This is a genomic window from Citrobacter sp. wls619 (assembly GCF_005281345.1).
In the GTDB taxonomy this organism is placed as follows: domain Bacteria; phylum Pseudomonadota; class Gammaproteobacteria; order Enterobacterales; family Enterobacteriaceae; genus Citrobacter.
The window spans coordinates 80,028-100,565 of record NZ_SZXJ01000038.1; the positions used below are offsets into that span (position 1 = coordinate 80,028).

General features: G+C 47.9%; 16 protein-coding genes. All 16 read left to right on the forward strand.

Features of this window, described 5'->3' with window-relative positions:
- Window positions 1-21 precede the first annotated feature (21 nt).
- Window positions 22-1,143 (forward strand): GDP-mannose 4,6-dehydratase, encoded by a 1,122-nt coding sequence (gene gmd, locus FDX19_RS07615; protein ID WP_137382254.1) that lies wholly within the window; start codon window positions 22-24, stop codon window positions 1,141-1,143.
- A gap of 2 nt (window positions 1,144-1,145) precedes the next feature.
- On the forward strand, window positions 1,146-2,111 hold the full coding sequence (locus tag FDX19_RS07620; RefSeq protein WP_137382255.1) for a GDP-L-fucose synthase: 966 nt from the start codon (window positions 1,146-1,148) through the stop codon (window positions 2,109-2,111).
- A gap of 2 nt (window positions 2,112-2,113) precedes the next feature.
- Window positions 2,114-2,593, forward strand: coding sequence for a GDP-mannose mannosyl hydrolase (locus tag FDX19_RS07625; protein ID WP_048212036.1), 480 nt, complete (start codon window positions 2,114-2,116; stop codon window positions 2,591-2,593).
- On the forward strand, window positions 2,590-3,813 hold the full coding sequence (wcaI, locus tag FDX19_RS07630; protein ID WP_137382256.1) for a colanic acid biosynthesis fucosyltransferase WcaI: 1,224 nt from the start codon (window positions 2,590-2,592) through the stop codon (window positions 3,811-3,813). Before FDX19_RS07625 ends, wcaI begins: the two co-directional genes overlap by 4 nt.
- A gap of 3 nt (window positions 3,814-3,816) precedes the next feature.
- Window positions 3,817-5,253: a mannose-1-phosphate guanyltransferase gene (gene cpsB, locus FDX19_RS07635; RefSeq protein ID WP_137382257.1), complete on the forward strand. Its 1,437-nt coding sequence runs from the start codon at window positions 3,817-3,819 to the stop codon at window positions 5,251-5,253.
- 110 nt (window positions 5,254-5,363) lie between these two features.
- A complete protein-coding gene (cpsG, locus tag FDX19_RS07640) occupies window positions 5,364-6,734 on the forward strand; it encodes a colanic acid biosynthesis phosphomannomutase CpsG (protein WP_137382258.1) in 1,371 nt (456 codons plus the stop codon).
- A gap of 53 nt (window positions 6,735-6,787) precedes the next feature.
- Window positions 6,788-8,182: an undecaprenyl-phosphate glucose phosphotransferase gene (gene wcaJ, locus FDX19_RS07645; protein ID WP_137382259.1), complete on the forward strand. Its 1,395-nt coding sequence runs from the start codon at window positions 6,788-6,790 to the stop codon at window positions 8,180-8,182.
- Window position 8,183: 1 nt separating this feature from the next.
- Entirely contained in the window at window positions 8,184-9,662 is a 1,479-nt protein-coding gene (wzxC, locus tag FDX19_RS07650; RefSeq protein WP_137382260.1) for a colanic acid undecaprenyl disphosphate flippase WzxC, read from the forward strand.
- Between the two features lie 63 nt (window positions 9,663-9,725).
- The gene (gene wcaK, locus FDX19_RS07655) at window positions 9,726-11,006 is read left to right on the forward strand and encodes a colanic acid biosynthesis pyruvyl transferase WcaK (RefSeq protein ID WP_137382276.1); all 1,281 of its coding nucleotides are present in this window, start codon (window positions 9,726-9,728) and stop codon (window positions 11,004-11,006) included.
- Window positions 11,003-12,223, forward strand: a complete 1,221-nt coding sequence (wcaL, locus tag FDX19_RS07660; RefSeq protein ID WP_137382261.1) for a colanic acid biosynthesis glycosyltransferase WcaL — start codon at window positions 11,003-11,005, stop codon at window positions 12,221-12,223. Before wcaK ends, wcaL begins: the two co-directional genes overlap by 4 nt.
- 11 nt (window positions 12,224-12,234) lie before the next feature.
- Window positions 12,235-13,623 carry a colanic acid biosynthesis protein WcaM gene (gene wcaM, locus FDX19_RS07665; protein WP_137382262.1) on the forward strand — a complete coding sequence of 463 codons (1,389 nt, stop codon included), beginning with the start codon at window positions 12,235-12,237 and terminating at the stop codon, window positions 13,621-13,623.
- 165 nt (window positions 13,624-13,788) lie between these two features.
- Window positions 13,789-14,682, forward strand: coding sequence for a GalU regulator GalF (gene galF, locus FDX19_RS07670; protein WP_137382263.1), 894 nt, complete (start codon window positions 13,789-13,791; stop codon window positions 14,680-14,682).
- Window positions 14,683-15,067: 385 nt separating this feature from the next.
- Window positions 15,068-16,084, forward strand: a complete 1,017-nt coding sequence (gene galE / locus FDX19_RS07675) for a UDP-glucose 4-epimerase GalE (RefSeq protein ID WP_137382264.1) — start codon at window positions 15,068-15,070, stop codon at window positions 16,082-16,084.
- Window positions 16,085-16,326: 242 nt separating this feature from the next.
- Entirely contained in the window at window positions 16,327-17,484 is a 1,158-nt protein-coding gene (locus tag FDX19_RS07680; RefSeq protein ID WP_048212025.1) for a glycosyltransferase family 4 protein, read from the forward strand.
- 209 nt (window positions 17,485-17,693) lie between these two features.
- The gene (gene gndA / locus FDX19_RS07685) at window positions 17,694-19,100 is read left to right on the forward strand and encodes an NADP-dependent phosphogluconate dehydrogenase (protein ID WP_040231903.1); all 1,407 of its coding nucleotides are present in this window, start codon (window positions 17,694-17,696) and stop codon (window positions 19,098-19,100) included.
- Window positions 19,101-19,335: 235 nt separating this feature from the next.
- Complete coding sequence (gene ugd / locus FDX19_RS07690) at window positions 19,336-20,502, forward strand: UDP-glucose 6-dehydrogenase (RefSeq protein ID WP_137382265.1); 1,167 nt, start codon at window positions 19,336-19,338, stop codon at window positions 20,500-20,502.
- Window positions 20,503-20,538 lie beyond the last annotated feature (36 nt).

A 20,538-nucleotide genomic window follows, 5' to 3' on the forward strand; every position in this document is an offset into this window, starting at 1 on the left:
GGAATTTTAAGAGGTAATAACATGTCAAAAGTCGCTCTCATTACTGGCGTAACCGGGCAGGATGGTTCTTACCTGGCAGAGTTTCTGCTGGAAAAAGGTTATGAAGTTCATGGTATTAAGCGCCGGGCCTCGTCATTTAATACCGAACGGGTAGACCATATTTACCAGGACCCGCATGCGGGTAATCCCAAATTCCATCTGCATTATGGCGATTTGACGGACTCCTCTAATCTGACCCGCATTTTGCAAGAGGTTCAGCCGGATGAAGTCTATAACCTGGGCGCAATGAGCCACGTGGCGGTGTCGTTTGATTCGCCAGAATATACTGCTGATGTTGATGGGATCGGCACGCTGCGTTTGTTGGAAGCGATTCGCTTCCTGGGTCTGGAAAAGAAAACCCGTTTCTATCAGGCCTCCACCTCTGAACTGTACGGTCTGGTTCAGGAGATCCCACAGAAAGAAACGACGCCATTCTATCCGCGATCGCCCTATGCCGTCGCCAAACTGTATGCCTACTGGATCACCGTCAATTACCGTGAATCTTATGGCATCTATGCCTGTAACGGCATTCTGTTTAACCATGAATCTCCGCGTCGTGGCGAAACCTTCGTCACACGCAAAATTACCCGTGCAATTGCCAACATCGCCCAGGGGCTGGAGTCCTGCCTGTACCTCGGCAATATGGATTCGCTGCGTGACTGGGGACATGCCAAAGACTACGTCAGGATGCAGTGGATGATGCTGCAGCAGGAACAGCCGGAAGATTTCGTGATCGCCACTGGCGTGCAGTATTCCGTCCGTCAGTTTGTGAAAATGGCCGCTGCCCAACTCGGTATTACGTTGCGCTTTGAAGGTGAGGGCGTGAATGAAAAAGGCATTGTGGTTTCGGTGACTGGGCATGATGCGCCAGGGGTGAAACCGGGGGATGTGATGATCGCCGTCGACCCGCGCTATTTCCGTCCTGCAGAGGTGGAAACGCTGTTGGGCGATCCGACAAAGGCACACGAAAAACTGGGCTGGAAACCGGAGATCACACTGCGCCAGATGGTTTCTGAAATGGTTGCTCACGATCTGGATGCCGCGAAGAAACATTCACTGCTGAAATCTCATGGTTACGATGTCGCCATTGCGCTGGAGCATTGAGGATGATGAAACAACGAATTTTTGTGGCGGGCCATTCTGGGATGGTGGGGGCCGCCATCGTAAGGCAACTCGCACAGCGAGAAAACGTGGAGCTGGTGCTGCGTACCCGCGCTCAACTTAACCTGCTGGACGCCAGTGCTGTGCAGGCGTTTTTTGCCACTGAACGTATTGACCAGGTTTATATGGCGGCAGCCAAAGTGGGCGGGATTGTGGCTAATAATACTTATCCTGCTGATTTTATTTACGAAAATATGGTTATTGAGAGCAACGTAATTCATGCGGCTCATTTGCATAGCGTGAATAAACTGCTGTTTCTCGGTTCATCCTGCATTTATCCGCAGTTGGCCAGGCAGCCAATAGCTGAAAGTGAACTGCTGCAGGGGTTGCTGGAACCCACTAACGAACCGTATGCGATAGCCAAAATTGCCGGAATTAAGCTTTGTGAGTCATATAACCGTCAGTATGACCGTGATTACCGTTCAGTGATGCCGACAAATTTGTACGGCCCCCACGACAATTTTCATCCCAGCAATTCGCATGTTATCCCAGCGTTACTGCGTCGCTTTCATGAAGCCTGTGAGCAGAATGCGCCGGATGTGGTGGTGTGGGGCAGTGGCACGCCGATGCGTGAGTTTCTGCATGTGGACGATATGGCGGCAGCCAGTATCCACGTGATGGAGTTAGATCGAGAAGTTTGGCAGGAGTATACCCAACCGATGCTATCACATATCAATGTGGGCACTGGCGTGGATTGCACTATCCGTGAGCTGGCACAAACGATCGCGCAGGTTGTTGGTTATAAAGGACGTGTAGTGTTTGACGCCAGTAAACCGGACGGAACACCACGCAAACTACTGGATGTGACACGGTTGCACCAGCTTGGTTGGTATCACGAGATACCCCTGGAAGCGGGGCTTGCCAGTACGTATCAGTGGTTCCTTGAGAATCAGCAACGGTACCGGGGGTAGCGATGTTTTTACGTCATGAGGAGTTTGCCGGCGTTGTACGTTCTACTCCGCTGATTTCTATCGATTTGATTGTGGAGAATGCTCAGGGGGAATTTTTGCTCGGTAAACGCCTTAACCGACCGGCACAGGGCTACTGGTTTGTACCTGGCGGTAGGGTGCGAAAAGATGAGTCGCTACATACGGCCTTTGAGCGGTTAACTACAGCCGAGTTGGGGGTGCGTTTACCGCTGTCCTCCGCTGAGTTTTATGGTGTCTGGCAGCACTTCTATGACGATAACTTTTCTGGTCAGGATTTTTCGACACATTACATCGTGCTGGGTTTTCGTCTGAGGGTGTTGGAAAAAGAGTTACAACTTCCCGGAGAGCAGCACGAGACCTGGCGTTGGATGATGCCGCAGTCGCTGTTAGCGACTGACAACGTGCATGAAAACAGTCGGGCATACTTTATGTCGGAACGTCAGGCTGAGGTGCCTGGTTTATGAAGATCCTGGTGTATGGCATTAATTATTCTCCTGAGCTTACAGGCATCGGCAAGTACACCGGTGAAATGGTGGAATGGATGGCGCGTCAGGGGCATGACGTTAGGGTGATTACCGCGCCGCCTTATTATCCCCAGTGGAAAGTCAATGACTGCTATTCATCATGGCGTTATCGCCGTGAAGAGGGGGATGCGATCGTCTGGCGCTGTCCGCTATATGTGCCGAAACAACCGTCAACGATCAAACGTCTGCTGCATTTAGGCAGTTTTGCCCTGACCAGCTTTTTCCCTCTGATGGCACAGCGTCGCTGGAAGCCGGATCGCATAATTGGCGTTGTGCCGACACTGTTCTGTACACCTGGTATGCGCCTGCTGGCGAAGCTGTCTGGCGCGCGTACGCTGTTGCACATTCAGGATTATGAAGTTGACGCCATGCTTGGCCTTGGGATGGCTGGGAAAGGTAAATTCGGAACAGTGGCAAAGTTGGCTAGCGTCTTCGAACGCAATGGTCTGCAGCGCATGGATCTTGTTTCAACGATCTCTCGCTCAATGATGCACAAAGCTCTGGATAAAGGCGTGTCAGCAGAGAAAGTTATTTTCTTTCCAAATTGGTCGGAAGTGGCTCGTTTTCGTGATGTAACTGACGCTGAAGCTTGGGCGCTGCGCCATGAACTGGGGTTACCTAAGGATAAAAAAATTATTCTGTACTCAGGCAACATCGGTGAAAAGCAGGGACTTGATAGTGTGATAGATGCGGCAGCCTGGCTCAGTAATCAGCCATGGCATTTTGTGATCGTTGGGCAAGGAGGCGGTAAAGCGAGGCTGGAAAACATGGTCAGCGGGCGGAGCCTGAGTAACGTGACATTTCTCCCGTTGCAACGCTATGAGGTGCTACCTGCGCTACTGAAGATGGGGGACTGCCATTTAGTCGTACAAAAGCGTGGTGCAGCAGATGCCGTTCTTCCCTCCAAACTGACCAATATCCTGGCTGTTGGTGGTAATGCAGTGATTACCGCTGAGCCTGATACCGAACTGGGCCAGCTATGTGACACCTTTCCTGGTATTGCTGTTTGCGTGGAGCCGGAATCGGTGAACGCACTTGTAAGTGGTATTGAACAGACGTTATTGATGCCGAAAGTCAACATAGTGGCTCGTCACTATGCCGAACGCACGCTGGATAAAGAAAACGTGCTTGGTCAATTTATTGCAGATATACGGGGATAAAAGATGAGTCAGTCCAAACTCTTTCCGGTTGTGATGGCTGGTGGCTCGGGTAGTCGTTTATGGCCATTGTCCCGTGTGTTGTATCCAAAGCAGTTCCTGTGTCTTAAGGGCGACCTCACGATGTTACAGACGACAATTTGCCGTCTAAAGGGTGTGGAGTGTGAAAGCCCGGTCGTTATCTGCAATGAGCAACACCGTTTCATTGTGGCGGAACAACTACGGCAACTGCACAAGTTAACCGATAATATTATCCTCGAACCCGCTGGGCGCAATACGGCTCCGGCTATTGCATTGGCTGCATTGGCGGCAACACGCCATAACCCGCAGGGCGATCCGCTGCTGCTGGTGCTGGCAGCGGATCACATGATTGCTGATGAAGAGGCGTTCCGCAAGGCGGTTCTCAATGCTATGCCCTATGCCGAGTCGGGAAAGCTGGTCACATTTGGTATCGTGCCGGATCAGGCTGAAACTGGCTATGGTTATATTCGACGTGGAGATATTTCCCCCGCCAATACCGATGCGGTTGCTTTTGATGTTGCGCAGTTTGTTGAAAAACCGAACCTGGAAACCGCTCAGGCTTATGTCGCAAGCGGTGACTATTACTGGAACAGCGGTATGTTTCTGTTCCGCGCTAGCCGCTACCTGGAAGAGCTGAATAAATTCCGGCCCGATATTCTGGAAGCTTGCAAGAAAGCTATGAACTTGGTTGATCCCGATCTCGATTTTATTCGTGTAGGTGAAGAGGCCTTTCTAGCCTGTCCGGAAGAGTCTGTGGACTATGCGGTAATGGAGCGTACTGCAGACGCGGTAGTTATGCCGATGAATGCTGGCTGGAACGATGTAGGTTCGTGGTCATCACTGTGGGAAATCAGTGCGCATACTGCTGAAGGCAATGTGCATCACGGTGACGTGATTAGCCACGAAACAGAAAACAGCTATGTATATGCGGAATCTGGCCTGGTGACTACCGTTGGCGTGAAGGACCTGGTAGTGGTGCAGACCAAAGATGCAGTGCTGATTGCCGATCGCAACGCGGTACAGGATGTGAAGAAAGTGGTGGAGAGAATTAAGGCTGATGGCCGGCATGAGCATCATAACCACCGTGAAGTCTATCGTCCGTGGGGCAAATACGACTCTATTGACGCAGGCGATCGTTATCAGGTTAAGCGTATTACCGTTAAGCCTGGCGAGGGATTATCGATGCAGATGCACTTGCACCGCGCCGAACACTGGGTTGTAGTGGCAGGAACGGCGAAAGTCACAATCAATGATGATATCAAACTGCTCGCGGAAAATGAGTCAGTCTATATTCCGTTGGGAGCAACCCATTGCCTGGAGAATCCCGGGAAAATTCCGCTCGATCTGATTGAAGTACGCTCTGGTTCTTATCTTGAAGAAGATGATGTAGTGCGTTTTGAAGATCGTTACGGGCGGGTCTAACGGTTATTAACTCCGCCGGGAAAGCGCTACGTCATCCGGCAAATTACGACAACACTATTTTTGGCCATTTATAGGGTCAGGGCTAACTGTTGCCTGAAGAAGGGTAAATCATGACGGAATTAACCTGTTTCAAAGCCTACGATATTCGCGGCAGGTTGGGCGAAGAACTGAATGAGAATATCGCATGGCGAATTGGCCGTGCCTTCGGTGAATTGCTGAAACCGAAAACGGTGGTACTGGGCGGTGATGTGCGTCTGAGCAGTGAGTCGCTCAAGCTGGCGCTGGCAAAAGGATTGCAGGATGCAGGTGTGGATGTGCTGGATATTGGTATGTCAGGCACCGAAGAGATTTATTTTGCCACATTTCATCTTGGTGTTGACGGCGGTATTGAAGTGACCGCCAGCCATAATCCAATGGATTACAACGGCATGAAATTGGTACGTGAAGGTGCGCGGCCGATCAGTGGTGATAGCGGCCTACGTGACGTGCAACGCCTGGCAGAAGCGAATGAATTCCCGCCCGTCAATCAGGCAAATCGTGGCAGTTTTACCCTTCTCAATCTGCGTGATGCCTATATCAACCACCTGTTGGGGTACATCAACACCAGCAATCTTAAGCCAATGAAGTTGGTGTTGAATTCCGGTAATGGTGCAGCAGGCCCGGTAGTGGATGCCATCGAAGCACGCTTCAGGTTGATGGGGGTGCCGGTCGAGTTTATCAAAATTCACAACACCCCGGATGGCAATTTTCCTAATGGTATCCCTAATCCTCTTCTGCCGGAGTGCCGCGCGGATACATGTAATGCGGTACTTGAGCACGGTGCTGATATGGGGATTGCTTTCGATGGAGATTTTGACCGCTGCTTCCTGTTTGATGAAAAGGGGCGGTTTATTGAGGGGTACTACATCGTTGGTCTGTTGGCAGAAGCGTTTCTGGAGAAACATCCAGGAGCGAAAATCATTCACGATCCACGTTTGTCCTGGAACACGGTGGACAGAGTGGTTGCTGCGGGCGGTACGCCAGTGATGTCTAAAACAGGACATGCATTTATCAAAGAGCGCATGCGTCTTGAAGATGCAATCTACGGTGGCGAAATGAGTGCCCATCACTATTTTCGTGATTTTGCATACTGCGACAGCGGGATGATCCCGTGGTTGCTGGTTGCGGAACTGGTTTGTCTGAAAGGACTATCTTTGGGCGAACTGGTGCGGGACAGAATGGCGGCGTACCCGGCGAGTGGGGAAATTAACAGCATGTTGGCAGAACCTGCGGCGGCGATTGCACGCGTAGAACAGTACTTTTCGCGTGAGGCGCTGGCGGTGGACAGAACGGACGGCATCAGCATGTCGTTTGTCGACTGGCGCTTTAATTTGCGTTCCTCTAATACCGAACCGGTAGTGCGTCTGAACGTGGAATCGCGCGGAGACATTCCGCTGATGGAAGCGCGAACGCGCACTCTCCTGGCATTGCTAAATCAGTAATGCTGGTATTTCCCTTGCCCGATAAGGGCAAGTGGTGACTAACAGGAACCACGATGACACATCTAAAAAAGCGCGAACGAGCCAAAACCAATGCGTCGTTAATATCGATGGTGCAACGCTTTTCAGATATCACCATCATGTTTGGTGGATTATGGATAGTCTGCGAACTGAGCGGTTTGCCTTTCCTGTATATGCACCTGCTGGTAGCGTTAATCACGCTGGTCGTTTTTCAAATGCTGGGCGGGATAACGGATTTTTACCGCTCCTGGCGCGGGGTGAAAATTTCAACTGAGTTGGTGCTGCTGCTGCAAAACTGGACGCTGAGTCTGATTTTTTGCGCGGGTCTGATTGCCTTTAATAACGATTTTGATAATCGGTTTGCGCTCTGGCTGGCATGGTATCTGCTGTCAAGTATTGGTCTGGTGCTGTGTCGTGCGTTTATTCGCTACGGGGCGGGATGGTTGCGAAATCGTGGTTATAACACGCGACGGGTAGCGGTAGCAGGGAACCTTCCTGCTGGACAGATGCTGCTGGACAGCTTTCGCCATGAGCCGTGGTTAGGATTTGAGGTCGCGGGTGTTTATCACGACCCCATACCGGGGAAAAACGCCCGGGATTGGGCGGGAAATCTGCAGCAGCTGGTGGATGATGCCAAAGCTTCGCGTATTCATAACGTCTATATCGCTATGTCGATGAGCGATGGGGCGCGCGTAAAAAAACTGGTACGCGAACTGGCTGATACCACCTGTTCGGTGCTCCTGATCCCTGATGTCTTTACCTTCAATATTCTGCACTCGCGGATTGAAGAGATGAACGGCGTTCCGGTGGTACCGCTGTATGACACACCGCTTTCAGGCATTAATCGTCTGCTGAAGCGCGCGGAGGATATCGTCCTGGCATCGTTAATCCTGCTGCTTATTTCTCCTGTGCTATGCGCCATTGCGCTGATGGTGAAGCTGACCTCAAAGGGGCCGGTAATTTTTCGTCAGACCCGCTACGGGATGGACGGGAAACCGATCAAAGTCTGGAAGTTTCGTTCCATGAAGGTGATGGAAAACGATGCGGTGGTTACCCAGGCCACCCAGAACGATCCGCGTGTGACCCGCGTGGGTAATTTCCTACGGCGGACGTCTCTGGATGAATTACCACAGTTTATCAATGTGCTGACAGGAGGGATGTCTATTGTCGGGCCGCGTCCACATGCGGTGGCGCATAACGAACAGTATCGTCAGCTGATAGAAGGGTACATGTTGCGCCATAAGGTGAAGCCAGGCATTACCGGCTGGGCGCAAATCAACGGCTGGCGTGGTGAAACCGATACGCTGGAAAAAATGGAAAAACGGGTAGAGTTTGACCTCGAATACATTCGCGAATGGAGCGTGTGGTTCGATATCAAAATCGTTTTTCTGACTGTGTTTAAAGGCTTCGTCAATAAAGCGGCATATTAAGATGAGTTTACGAGAAAAAACCCTCAACGGTGCCAAATGGTCAGCCATTGCTACGGTAATCATCATCGGTCTGGGGCTCATCCAGATGACGGTTCTGGCGCGGATTATTGATAATCATCAGTTCGGGTTATTAACGGTGTCGCTGGTGATTATCGCGCTGGCCGACACGCTGTCTGATTTTGGAATCGCCAACTCGATTATTCAGCGCAAAGAGATAGGTTATCTTGAACTAACCACCTTGTATTGGTTAAACGTTGGGCTGGGGATAGTCGTCTGTATTGCTATGTTTTCGCTCAGCGAAACCATTGCCGATGTGCTTAATAACCCTGGGCTGGCACCACTGATTAAAGCCTTAGCGCTGGCGTTTGTGGTGATCCCGCATGGGCAGCAGTTCCGTGCGCTGATGCAAAAAGAACTGGCGTTCAACAAAATTGGCATGATTGAAACCAGTTCAGTACTGGCCGGTTTTACTTTTACCGTGGTTAGCGCGCATTTTTGGCCGATCGCCATGACGGCCATTGTTGGGTATCTGGTGAACAGTACGCTACGCACGCTGTTGTTTGGCTATTTTGGCCGCAAAATATATCGACCAGGGCTGTGTTTTTCACTTTCATCCGTGTCGCAAAATCTGCGCTTTGGGGCGTGGCTGACGGCGGACAGCATTATCAATTACGTGAACACCAACCTTTCAACGCTGGTGCTGGCCAGAACCCTGGGGGCTGGCGTGGCGGGAGGCTTCAATCTTGCCTGGAACGTGGCAGTTGTACCGCCCATCAAACTGAATCCGATAATTACCCGAGTACTGTTTCCTGCGTTTGCCAAAATTCAGGACGATACCGAAAAACTACGGGTCAATTTTTACAAGTTGCTATCTGTTGTTGGCATTATCAATTTCCCGGCCCTACTGGGACTGATGGTGGTATCGAATAACGTTGTACCGCTGGTGTTTGGTGAAAAGTGGAACAGTATTGTTCCGGTGCTGCAACTGCTGTGTGTTGTAGGTCTGCTGCGCTCAGTCGGAAATCCGATAGGCTCTCTGCTGATGGCCAAAGCACGGGTTGATATCAGTTTCAAATTCAACATTTTCAAAACCTTTTTGTTTATCCCCGCCATCCTGGTTGGCGGAAATATGGCGGGTGTGATTGGCGTCACGCTGGGTTTTTTACTGGTACAGATTATAAACACCATCCTGAGCTATTTCGTGATGATCAAACCGGTACTGGGACCGAGCTATCGGCAGTACATGCTCAGCCTGTGGCTACCGTTCTGGCTCTCCCTACCCACGCTGGTGGTGAGCTACGCGCTGGGAATGACATTGCAAAACAAGTTGCCGTTAAGTGTGTTGCTGAGCCTGCAGATAGCCGCTGGCGCGCTGGCGTTTGTCGTGATGATTGTGCTGTCACGTGATCCGCTGGTGGTGGAAATCAAACGCCAGTTCTGCCGTGGTGAAAAAATGAAAGCCTTGCTCCGTGCAGGGTGAATTGCATGTGTTGTCGTCCGGGGACGGCGAAACCGTCATCCGCACTGATTTTAAGAGGTCATGATGAAGTTACTGATTCTGGGCAACCACACCTGCGGGAATCGCGGGGACAGCGCCATTTTGCGCGGTTTGCTGGATGCCATTAATACGATCCAGCCAGAGACGGAAGTGGATGTGATGAGCCGCTACCCGGTGAGTTCCTCCTGGTTACTAAACCGACCGGTGATGGGCGATCCACTGTATTCACAAATGAAGCAGCATAACAGTGCTGCAGGCGTCATGGGCCGTGTAAAGAAAGTGCTGCGTCGTCGCTATCAGCATCAGGTGCTGCTCTCGCGCGTCACCGATTCCGGAAATCTGCGCAATATCGCTATTGCTCAGGGATTTACTGACTTTGTCCGCCTGTTGTCGCGTTATGACGCCATTATCCAGGTTGGCGGATCGTTTTTTGTCGATCTGTATGGCGTGCCGCAGTTTGAACATGCCTTGTGTTCGTTTATGGCTAAAAAACCGCTGTACATGATTGGTCACAGCGTCGGGCCATTTCAGGATGAACAGTTCAATCAGCTGGCGAACTACGCTTTTGGGCACTGCAATGCGTTAATTTTACGAGAGTCGGTCAGTCTGGAACTGATGAAACGCAGTGAAATAACGACAGAGAAGGTCGAGTCGGGTGTGGATACCGCCTGGCTGGTCGACAACCATCACGATGACTTTGAGCCGGGTTATGCCGTACAGCACTGGCTACAAACGGCAGCAAAGCAGAAGACAGTCGCCATTACACTACGTGAACTGGCGCCGTTTGATGAGCGTCTTGGGACCACACAACAGCTCTATGAGCGAGCCTTTGCCGGCGTGGTTAATCGGATCCTTGATGAAGGTTACCAGGTGATAGCGCTCTCAACCTGTACCGGTATTGATAGTTACAACAAAGATGATCGCATGGTTGCACTGAACCTGCGTCAGTACGTTAACGATCCGGCCCGTTATCACGTGGTCATGGATGAACTAAACGATCTCGAAATGGGAAAAATATTGGGCGCATGTGACCTGACGGTGGGCACACGCCTGCACTCTGCCATCATCTCGATGAACTTTATGACGCCGGCGATAGCCATTAATTATGAACACAAATCGGCAGGAATTATGCAGCAACTGGGGTTAGCGGAAATGGCGGTTGATATCCGCCATCTGCTGGACGGTAGCCTTGAAGGCAAGGTTGCCAATACCCTGGGACAGTTGGTTGAACTTAACGTCAGAGTGGCGGAGGCCGTTAAGCGTGAACGTGAACACGGTAGGCGTATGGTGCAATCGGTATTAACGCGTATTCAGGAGGAGAAATGAAAGTCAGCTTTTTCCTGCTTAAATTTCCGCTGTCCTCTGAAACCTTTGTGCTGAATCAGATCACCGCGTTTATCGATATGGGGCATGATGTTGAAATTATCGCGTTATATCAGGGCGATCTTGATAACACCCATGCTTCCTATGTGGACTACCGCCTGGGCGAAAAAACACGATGGTTATTGAAAGAACCGGCTGGCAGGTTGGCAAAGCTGAAATATCGCACCACGACGATGTTACAGGGCATTACCCGGACAGCGACCTGGAAAGCGCTCAATGTCCCACGCTATGGCGATGAGGCGCGTAATCTGATTTTAGCGTCCATCTGTGCGCTTACCCCGCGAGCATTCCAGGCCGATGTCTTTATTGCGCACTTTGGACCCGCAGGGGTAACGGCGGCCAAACTACGTGAACTCGACGTGATCCGCGGCAAAATAGCCACTGTCTTCCATGGTATTGATGTTTCACATCGTGACATCCTTGCCCGCTATACCCCCGAATATCAGAAGCTGTTTCAGCGCGGTGATTTGATGTTGCCCATTAGCAATCTCTGGGCCGGACGTTTGCGGAATATGGGATGTCCACCGCATAAAATAGCGGTATCGCGTATGGGGATTGATATGACGCGTTTTACACCCCGTGAGGTGAAAGCGCCGGGCACGCCGCTGGAAATTCTCTCCGTTGCACGGTTAACCGAGAAAAAAGGGCTGCATGTCGCTATTGACGCGTGCCGCCAGTTGAAGGCGCGAGGTATCTCATTTCGTTATCGCATTCTGGGAATTGGCCCTTGGGAGCGTCGGTTACGTACGCTTATCGAGCAATATCAACTGGATGACGTGATTGAAATGTCAGGATTTAAACCCAGCCATCAGGTTAAGGCGATGCTTGAGCAGGCGGATGTCTTCCTGTTGCCTTCTGTCACGGGAATTGATGGTGACATGGAAGGGATCCCTGTGGCGTTGATGGAAGCCATGGCCGTAGGGATACCGGTCGTTTCTACCGTGCACAGTGGGATCCCTGAGCTGGTGGACTCTGGAAAGTCAGGCTGGCTGGCACCAGAAAATGATGCTCAGGCCCTCGCGGAGCGATTAGCGACGGTCAGTATGCTCGACTGTGAGCAAGTGAAGCCGGTGGTGGCGTGCGCCCGCGAAAAAATAGCCGCTGAGTTTAACCAGCAGGCGATCAATAAACAGCTAGCCAGCCTGCTGCAAACGATGTAAATCGAGGTTGTATGCCAGAGAAAAAACTCTCCCGACGTACTTTTCTGACGGCAGGTTCTGCGCTTGTCGTTCTCCATTCTCCCGTTGCCCGGGCGCTTAAATCATCGGGTAGCGTCAACATTCAGGATTACAATCCCGAGGATTGGGTGGTTTCCTTCCGACAGGCATTTATAGACGCGCAAACCGTCGTCGTGCCTGCTGGTCTGGAGTGCAAGAATATCAATACCGCAATCGAGATCCCGCCAGGTAAAACGTTGCATCTGCAAGGCGGGGTCAGTAGCAGCAGTCGTGGGCGATTTATTCTGCAGGATGGCTGTAGCGTGACAGGGGGGCAGGGGGGGCGCTTGCGAAATATTACCCTTGATGTTCGGGGCTCCGACTGTGTGATAAAAGGCATAGCTATGAGCGGTTTCGCCCCGGTGGCGCAAATTTATATCGGGGGGAAAACGCCGCGAGCGATGCGTAACCTCACCATTGATGACATTACCGTCACTCATGCGAATTATGGGATCTTGCGTCAGGGGTTTCATAACCAGATGGATGGCGTACGGATAACCAACTGTCGTTTTAGTGATTTACAGGGTGACGCCATCGAGTGGAATGTGGCGATAAACGACAGTGACATCGTGATTTCAGACCATGTTATAGAGCGTATTAATTGTACGAACGGCAATGTTAACTGGGGTATCGGTATTGGGCTGGCAGGTAGTACGTACGACAACACCTATCCAGACGAACTGGCGGTGAAAAGATTTGTGGTAGCAAATATAACGGGCTCGGATTGTCGGCAGTTAGTCCATGTTGAGAACGGCAAACATTTTATCATTCGTAATATTACCGCGCAAAATATCACCCCGGATTTCAGCAAGAAAGCGGGTATCGATAATGCTACAGTCGCTATTTATGGATGTGATAATTTCGTTATCGATAATATCAATATGAAAAATAGCGCAGGGATGCTGATTGGTTACGGTGTGATCAAAGGACGATATTTGTCCATCCCACAAAACTTTAAGTTAAATAATATTCAACTGGATAACACACATCTCGATTATAAATTACGGGGTATTCAGATTTCCTCAGGGAATGCAACTTCATTTGTGGCCATTACCAACGTTGAGATGAAGCACGCGACGCTGGAGCTGCACAACAAACCTCAGCATCTTTTCTTGCGAAATATCAAGGTGATGCAGCAATCCACTACAGGACCAGCGCTAAAGATGCACTTTGATCTGCGCAAAGATGTCCGCGGTAAGTTTATGGCCAAACAGGGTACCTTGCTTTCGCTGGCCAACGTTCATGCCGTTAATGAAGCAGGACAAAGCTCAGTTGATATTGACAGCGTAAACCAGCAGGTCGTGAATGTTGCGGCAGTGAATTTTCGACTACCGGGCCGGTAATTTTACGACCATTCCTGGCTAAAAACCTACCCGGCTAAGAATATGATTACTGCATTCTGCCGGCAAGCGGCGTAACATGCGTCCCAACAGAGTGATGTAATTCATACTGGCTAAAACAAGCTAAAAAGCTATAATTCAGCAATTATTGAATAGGTGAATGACTTAATGATTAATTTAAAAGCAGTTATTCCGGTAGCGGGCCTCGGGATGCACATGTTGCCTGCCACGAAGGCCATCCCAAAAGAGATGCTACCGATCGTTGATAAGCCGATGATTCAATACATTGTCGACGAGATTGTAGCTGCAGGTATCAAAGAAATCGTTCTGGTAACACATGCGTCTAAGAACGCGGTTGAGAACCACTTCGACACCTCTTATGAACTTGAATCGCTGCTTGAACAGCGTGTTAAGCGCCAGCTACTGGCCGAAGTGCAGTCCATCTGCCCTCCAGGTGTGACTATCATGAACGTCCGTCAGGCGCAATTACTTGGTCTGGGCCACTCTATTCTTTGTGCTCGCCCGATAATCGGGGACAACCCTTTCGTGGTGGTGTTACCTGACGTCATTCTTGACACGGCGAGCGCGGATCCACTGCGTTACAACCTGGCCGCAATGGTGGCTCGCTTTAATGAGACCGGGCGTAGCCAGGTGCTGGCAAAACGTATGGCTGGCGATCTTTCCGAGTATTCCGTTATTCAGACCAAAGAGCCTTTAGACAACGAAGGTAAGGTCAGCCGCATCGTTGAATTCATTGAAAAACCCGACCAGCCGCAAACCCTTGATTCGGACCTGATGGCCGTAGGGCGCTATGTGCTTTCTGCTGATATTTGGGCGGAAATTGAGCGCACGCAACCTGGCGCATGGGGACGTATCCAGCTTACGGATGCCATTGCTGAGATGGCGAAAAAACAGTCTGTTGATGCCATGTTGATGACGGGCGACAGTTACGACTGCGGTAAAAAAATGGGTTATATGCAGGCATTTGTGAAGTACGGGCTGCGTAACCTGAAAGAGGGACCGAAGTTCCGTAAGAGCATCGAGAAATTGCTTGGTGTTTAGCTGTCTTGGTCGATATTAATTAGGTTTAGTTGTTTTAATAAGCATGGAAGATTCTGGGTGATATCTTAGCTGGTTGATGCTTCTCTTGGCTTTTTTATGAGTAACAACAAGTATCGATTGGTGTTTAACCGCATCTTTTTTCCTTGTTTCTTTCTACAATTAATACGACAATATTGAGGAGATCCTGCTGTTCAGGATCTCCAAAATTTAAGTGTGCAGTGCATTGGTAGCTGTTGAGCCTAGGGCGGTAGCGTGTTTAAAAAACATGCAGGTAATTGTGTTGAAGTAGGTTCGTTTATTCTGACAATAGTTGACAAGAACACGTACATATTTAAACAAATAGATTTGCAGTTAGAATAAAATAAATTCATCTTATGGAAATGGCATGACTCTACTCGTGACTGGTGGTACAGGTTATATTGGCTCACATACTGTTTTACAGTTAATTGAGGGCGGGTATGAAGTTGTGGTGCTCGACAATCTGAGCAATTCATCTATTGAATCGCTTCGTCGCGTTGAGTTATTAGTTGCAAAAAATATTCCATTCGTCAAAGCAGACATCAATGATAAAGATGAGCTCAAAAAAATCCTAACGAGCTATAATATCGAGGCCGTTCTTCATTTTGCGGGGCTGAAGTCAGTAGGCGAGTCTGTTGATAAACCATTAGAGTATTATATTAATAATGTCAGCGGTTCACTTGCGTTACTTGAGGCGATGAAGGAAGCGAACGTTTACAAGTTTATCTTTAGCTCGTCTGCAACTGTTTATGGAAATTGTTCGCCAGTACCAAATCTGGAAGATTCTCCTGTTGGTAGTGCATCTTGTCCATATGGAACGACAAAGGTGGTGCTAGAGGAGATATTATCAGATTATGCAAAATCGAATAATAAATTAAAAATTATTGCGTTACGATATTTTAATCCCGCTGGTGCACATCCAAGTGGTTTGATTGGTGAGGATCCTAATGGCATCCCAAATAATCTTGTGCCGTATATTTCGCAGGTTGCAATTGGTAAGTTAGAAAAATTGTTCGTCTACGGCGGTGATTATGACACAGTAGATGGTACGGGAGTTCGGGATTTTATCCATGTTGTAGACCTTGCCGCTGGACACGTAAGTGCATTACGCCATCTTGATCATGTTGAAGGATATGAAGTATTCAATCTTGGAACTGGACAAGGTGTATCAGTTTTACAAGTCATTAAAGCATTTGAAAAAGCAAGTAACCTAAAAATAAATTATGAGATTGTAGCCAGGAGACCTGGCGACATCGCAGCTTCATGGGCTGATGTTTCAAAAGCAGAGAAAATATTAAACTGGAAAGCTAGATTTAACATTGATGATATGATGTATCATACATGGAACTGGCAAAAGAAAAATCCTAATGGTTATAGGGCATGATAGATCTAAAATCATGAAACTGTGTCTTATATTACCCCCGTTTTAATTTGATTACTATTGTCCTCCTGAGTGAGTTGCGACGATTATCTCGTTGTTATTTTGATAAAACCAGTCTTTTAGGTCATTACAATAAATAACTATTACATATAGGATAGTGTTGTTTGTAAAATTCTAACTTAAAATAATTTCCTGATAGGATATTATCTGAAAGTACATGCAGAAATAGAGTTTAGAACTTGACTATGAAAATAGCATTAATCGGTACTACAGCAGAAAGTCTAATCCAATTCAGAAAAGAACTGATTAATTCATTGTGTAAGAATGGGCATGTGGTCTATGCATTTGCAATTGATTATGATAATAGCACTAAAGAAAAAGTAAAATCATTTGGCGCTATTCCTGTTTGTTATTCTTTTAGTCGTACTGGTTTAAATCCATTTACCGATGTTGTTAATACTTACAAGTTATATAAAACTCTGAAATCATTAAATTTGGATTTAGTGTTTTCATATTTTTCAAAGCCAGCCATTTTTGGTACACTGGCAGCAAAGTTTGCAAAAATACAGAAGCGTTATGCAATGCTTGAAGGTCTTGGTTTCTTTTTTACCAATTCTGGAGGGCATGTCTCTGTACGCAAAAAATTACTAAAGAAATTACTTGTTTCGTTATACAAAATTAGTTTTAAACATATTGATAGTTTAGTGTTATTGAATGTCGATGATAAAAGAGATCTTTTAGTAAATGAAAATATTTATGTTAAAGACGTTCATGTATTAGGCGGCATTGGTTTAAATATGTCGGACTATCCGTATTGTCCTCCGCCAGTTGATCCAGTCTCTTTTATATTTGTTGCCAGATTTTTACAAGAAAAAGGTGTCTACGAATTTATAGAAGCAGCAAGGATAGTCAAACATCAGTTTCCACAGACACAATTTTGTATGCTGGGAAGTCTTGATCTGCATAATCCTGGTAGCCTCACGATAGAGAGACTCAACGAATTAAAAAGTAATAACATCATTGAGTTACCTGGTCATGTGGATAATGTTCAGGATTGGCTCGCTAAAGCGAGTGTTTTTGTTTTGCCTTCATGGCGTGAGGGTTTTCCTCGCAGTACTCAGGAAGCGATGGCCATGGGACGTGCTGTAATAACCAGCGACGTACCCGGGTGTCGGGAGACCGTTGTTGATGGTGTTAATGGTTTTTTAATTGAGCCTCGGTCACCAGTAGCATTGGCTGAAAAAATGCTTTGCTTTTTATATAATCCTGAGTTGATTCCCCAGATGGGAAATGCAAGTTATCAAATTGCCCAACAAAAATTTGATTCGAGCATAGTAAATGCTAAGTTGATGAAGATACTCCAGCTGGAAATTGAATGCTTGAAAACGCCCGAGAAAGAATAATATATTCCAGGATGGCAAAATTGAATACATATGTTAACTCCAACAATTCCCCAATTCATTCCTGGCAAGTAGCTCTTATATAAGAGACATACTGAGGTAAATATGGGGCTGTGACAGTTTACTGAACAATGCTACATTTGAGTTAATATACTTTCATCAAGAGTGCGAGAAAATTAACTCGTGATACTCACACCTGACAGGAGTACATAATGTCTAAGCAACAAATCGGCGTCGTTGGTATGGCTGTGATGGGGCGCAACCTGGCGCTCAACATCGAAAGCCGTGGTTACACCGTGTCCGTTTTCAACCGCTCACGTGAAAAAACGGAAGAGGTTATCGCCGAGAATCCGGGGAAAAAACTGGTTCCTTACTATACGGTAAAAGAGTTTGTTGAATCCCTTGAAACACCCCGTCGTATCCTGTTAATGGTGAAGGCGGGTGCTGGCACTGATGCAGCTATCGACTCCCTGAAACCTTATCTGGATAAAGGTGACATCATCATTGATGGCGGTAATACGTTCTTCCAGGACACTATCCGTCGTAACCGTGAGCTCTCCGCTGAAGGTTTTAACTTTATCGGAACTGGCGTCTCTGGTGGTGAAGAAGGTGCGCTGAAAGGCCCATCCATCATGCCGGGTGGCCAGAAAGAAGCTTATGAACTGGTCGCGCCAATCCTGACCAAAATCGCAGCGGTTGCTGAAGATGGTGAGCCGTGTGTGACGTATATTGGTGCCGACGGTGCAGGTCACTATGTGAAGATGGTGCACAACGGCATTGAATACGGTGACATGCAGCTGATTGCCGAAGCCTATTCATTGTTGAAAGGTGGTCTGAACCTGAGCAACGAAGAACTGGCCAGCACCTTTACCGAGTGGAATAACGGTGAACTGAGCAGCTATCTGATCGACATCACCAAAGATATCTTCACCAAAAAAGATGAAGATGGTAAATATTTGGTGGATTTCATTCTGGATGAAGCGGCAAACAAAGGTACCGGTAAATGGACCAGCCAAAGCTCTCTGGATCTTGGTGAACCGCTGTCTCTGATCACTGAATCTGTGTTTGCACGCTATATCTCTTCGCTGAAAGATCAGCGTGTTGCTGCCTCTAAAGTCCTGTCTGGACCTAAGGCTCAGCTTGCGGGTGATAAGGCCGAATTTATTGAGAAAGTACGTCGTGCACTGTACCTCGGTAAGATTGTTTCTTATGCTCAGGGCTTCTCACAGCTGCGTGCCGCATCCGACGAGCACAACTGGGACCTGAATTACGGCGAGATTGCAAAAATCTTCCGTGCGGGCTGTATTATTCGTGCGCAGTTCCTGCAGAAAATCACCGATGCCTACGCTAAAAATCCGGGTATCGCGAACCTGCTGCTCGACCCGTACTTCAAGAATATTGCCGATGAATACCAACAGGCACTGCGTGATGTCGTAGCCTATGCCGTGCAGAATGGTATCCCGGTTCCGACATTCTCTGCTGCTGTCGCTTATTACGACAGCTATCGTGCAGAAGTATTGCCCGCTAACCTGATTCAGGCCCAGCGTGACTACTTCGGTGCGCATACTTACAAACGTACTGATAAAGAAGGTGTTTTCCATACCGAATGGATGGAATAAGTCTTCTGATAGTCACTGGCCCGGTTCTCTAACCGGGCTTTTTTTTATCTTAAATCTGATTGATTTACGTTGATTGCTTAATCTTTACTTAATATTTCTGGCGTACCCTGATCAAGAAAATCTGAATTGTTTTAACCTTCGTTGACACAATATTCGACAAAACGTTAAAACATTATTCTCTTATCAGGATGTACGACATCATGATTAAATATTAAGTTAATACTGAGAGCATGAAATGAAAATTACCATTTCTGGTACCGGATATGTTGGCCTGTCAAATGGTCTTCTTATCGCCCAACATCATCAGGTCATTGCTCTGGACATTGTCCCTTCACGTGTCGAGATGCTAAATAATCGGATATCTCCGATAGTCGATAAAGAAATTGAACAGTATCTACAATCAAGCGATATAAATTTCAAAGCCACGCTGGACAAGTACGACGCCTACCAGAATGCAGATTTTGTTATTATTGCAACGCCGACAGATTACGACCCGAAAACAAACTATTTTGATACTTCCAGCGTTGAATCAGTTATCAGCGATGTGATTGAAATAAATCCTGATGCGCTCATGGTGATTAAATCAACGGTGCCCGTTGGTTTTACGCAGACTATGCGACAGAAATTTAACTCGGATAATATTATCTTTTCTCCTGAGTTCCTGCGCGAAGGAAAGGCGCTGTATGATAACTTATACCCATCACGAATTGTCATCGGCGAACGGTCTGCTCGTGCTGAGCGTTTTGCTGCCTTGTTACAGGAAGGGGCAATAAAGCAGGATATCTCGGTGCTGTTCACCGATTCTACTGAAGCTGAAGCCATTAAGCTTTTTGCAAATACCTATCTGGCAATGCGTGTTGCCTATTTTAACGAACTTGATAGCTATGCAGAAAGCCTGGGGCTTAATGCACGACAGATCATCGAAGGGGTTTGTCTGGACCCGCGCATTGGTAACCATTACAACAATCCTTCATTCGGTTATGGTGGATACTGTCTGCCAAAAGACACAAAGCAATTACTCGCCAACTATCAATCTGTACCTAATAATATTATTTCAGCCATCGTTGATGCTAACCGCACACGAAAAGATTTTATTGCTGATGCTATTCTTTCGCGTAAACCCAAAGTTGTCGGTATCTATCGACTGATTATGAAAAGCGGCTCGGATAATTTCAGGGCATCGTCTATTCAGGGCATCATGAAGCGCATTAAAGCGAAAGGTATCCCGGTCATAATTTATGAACCGGTAATAGCAGACGAGAGTTTTTTCCATTCACGGGTTGAGCGTGATTTGGCTAAATTCAAAAGTGAGGCCGATGTTATTATCTCAAATCGGATGGCTGAAGAACTGCTGGATGTCGCTGATAAAGTGTATACCCGCGATTTATTCGGTAACGATTAAACGCCCGGCGAAATAACGATACCGGCATGATGCCGG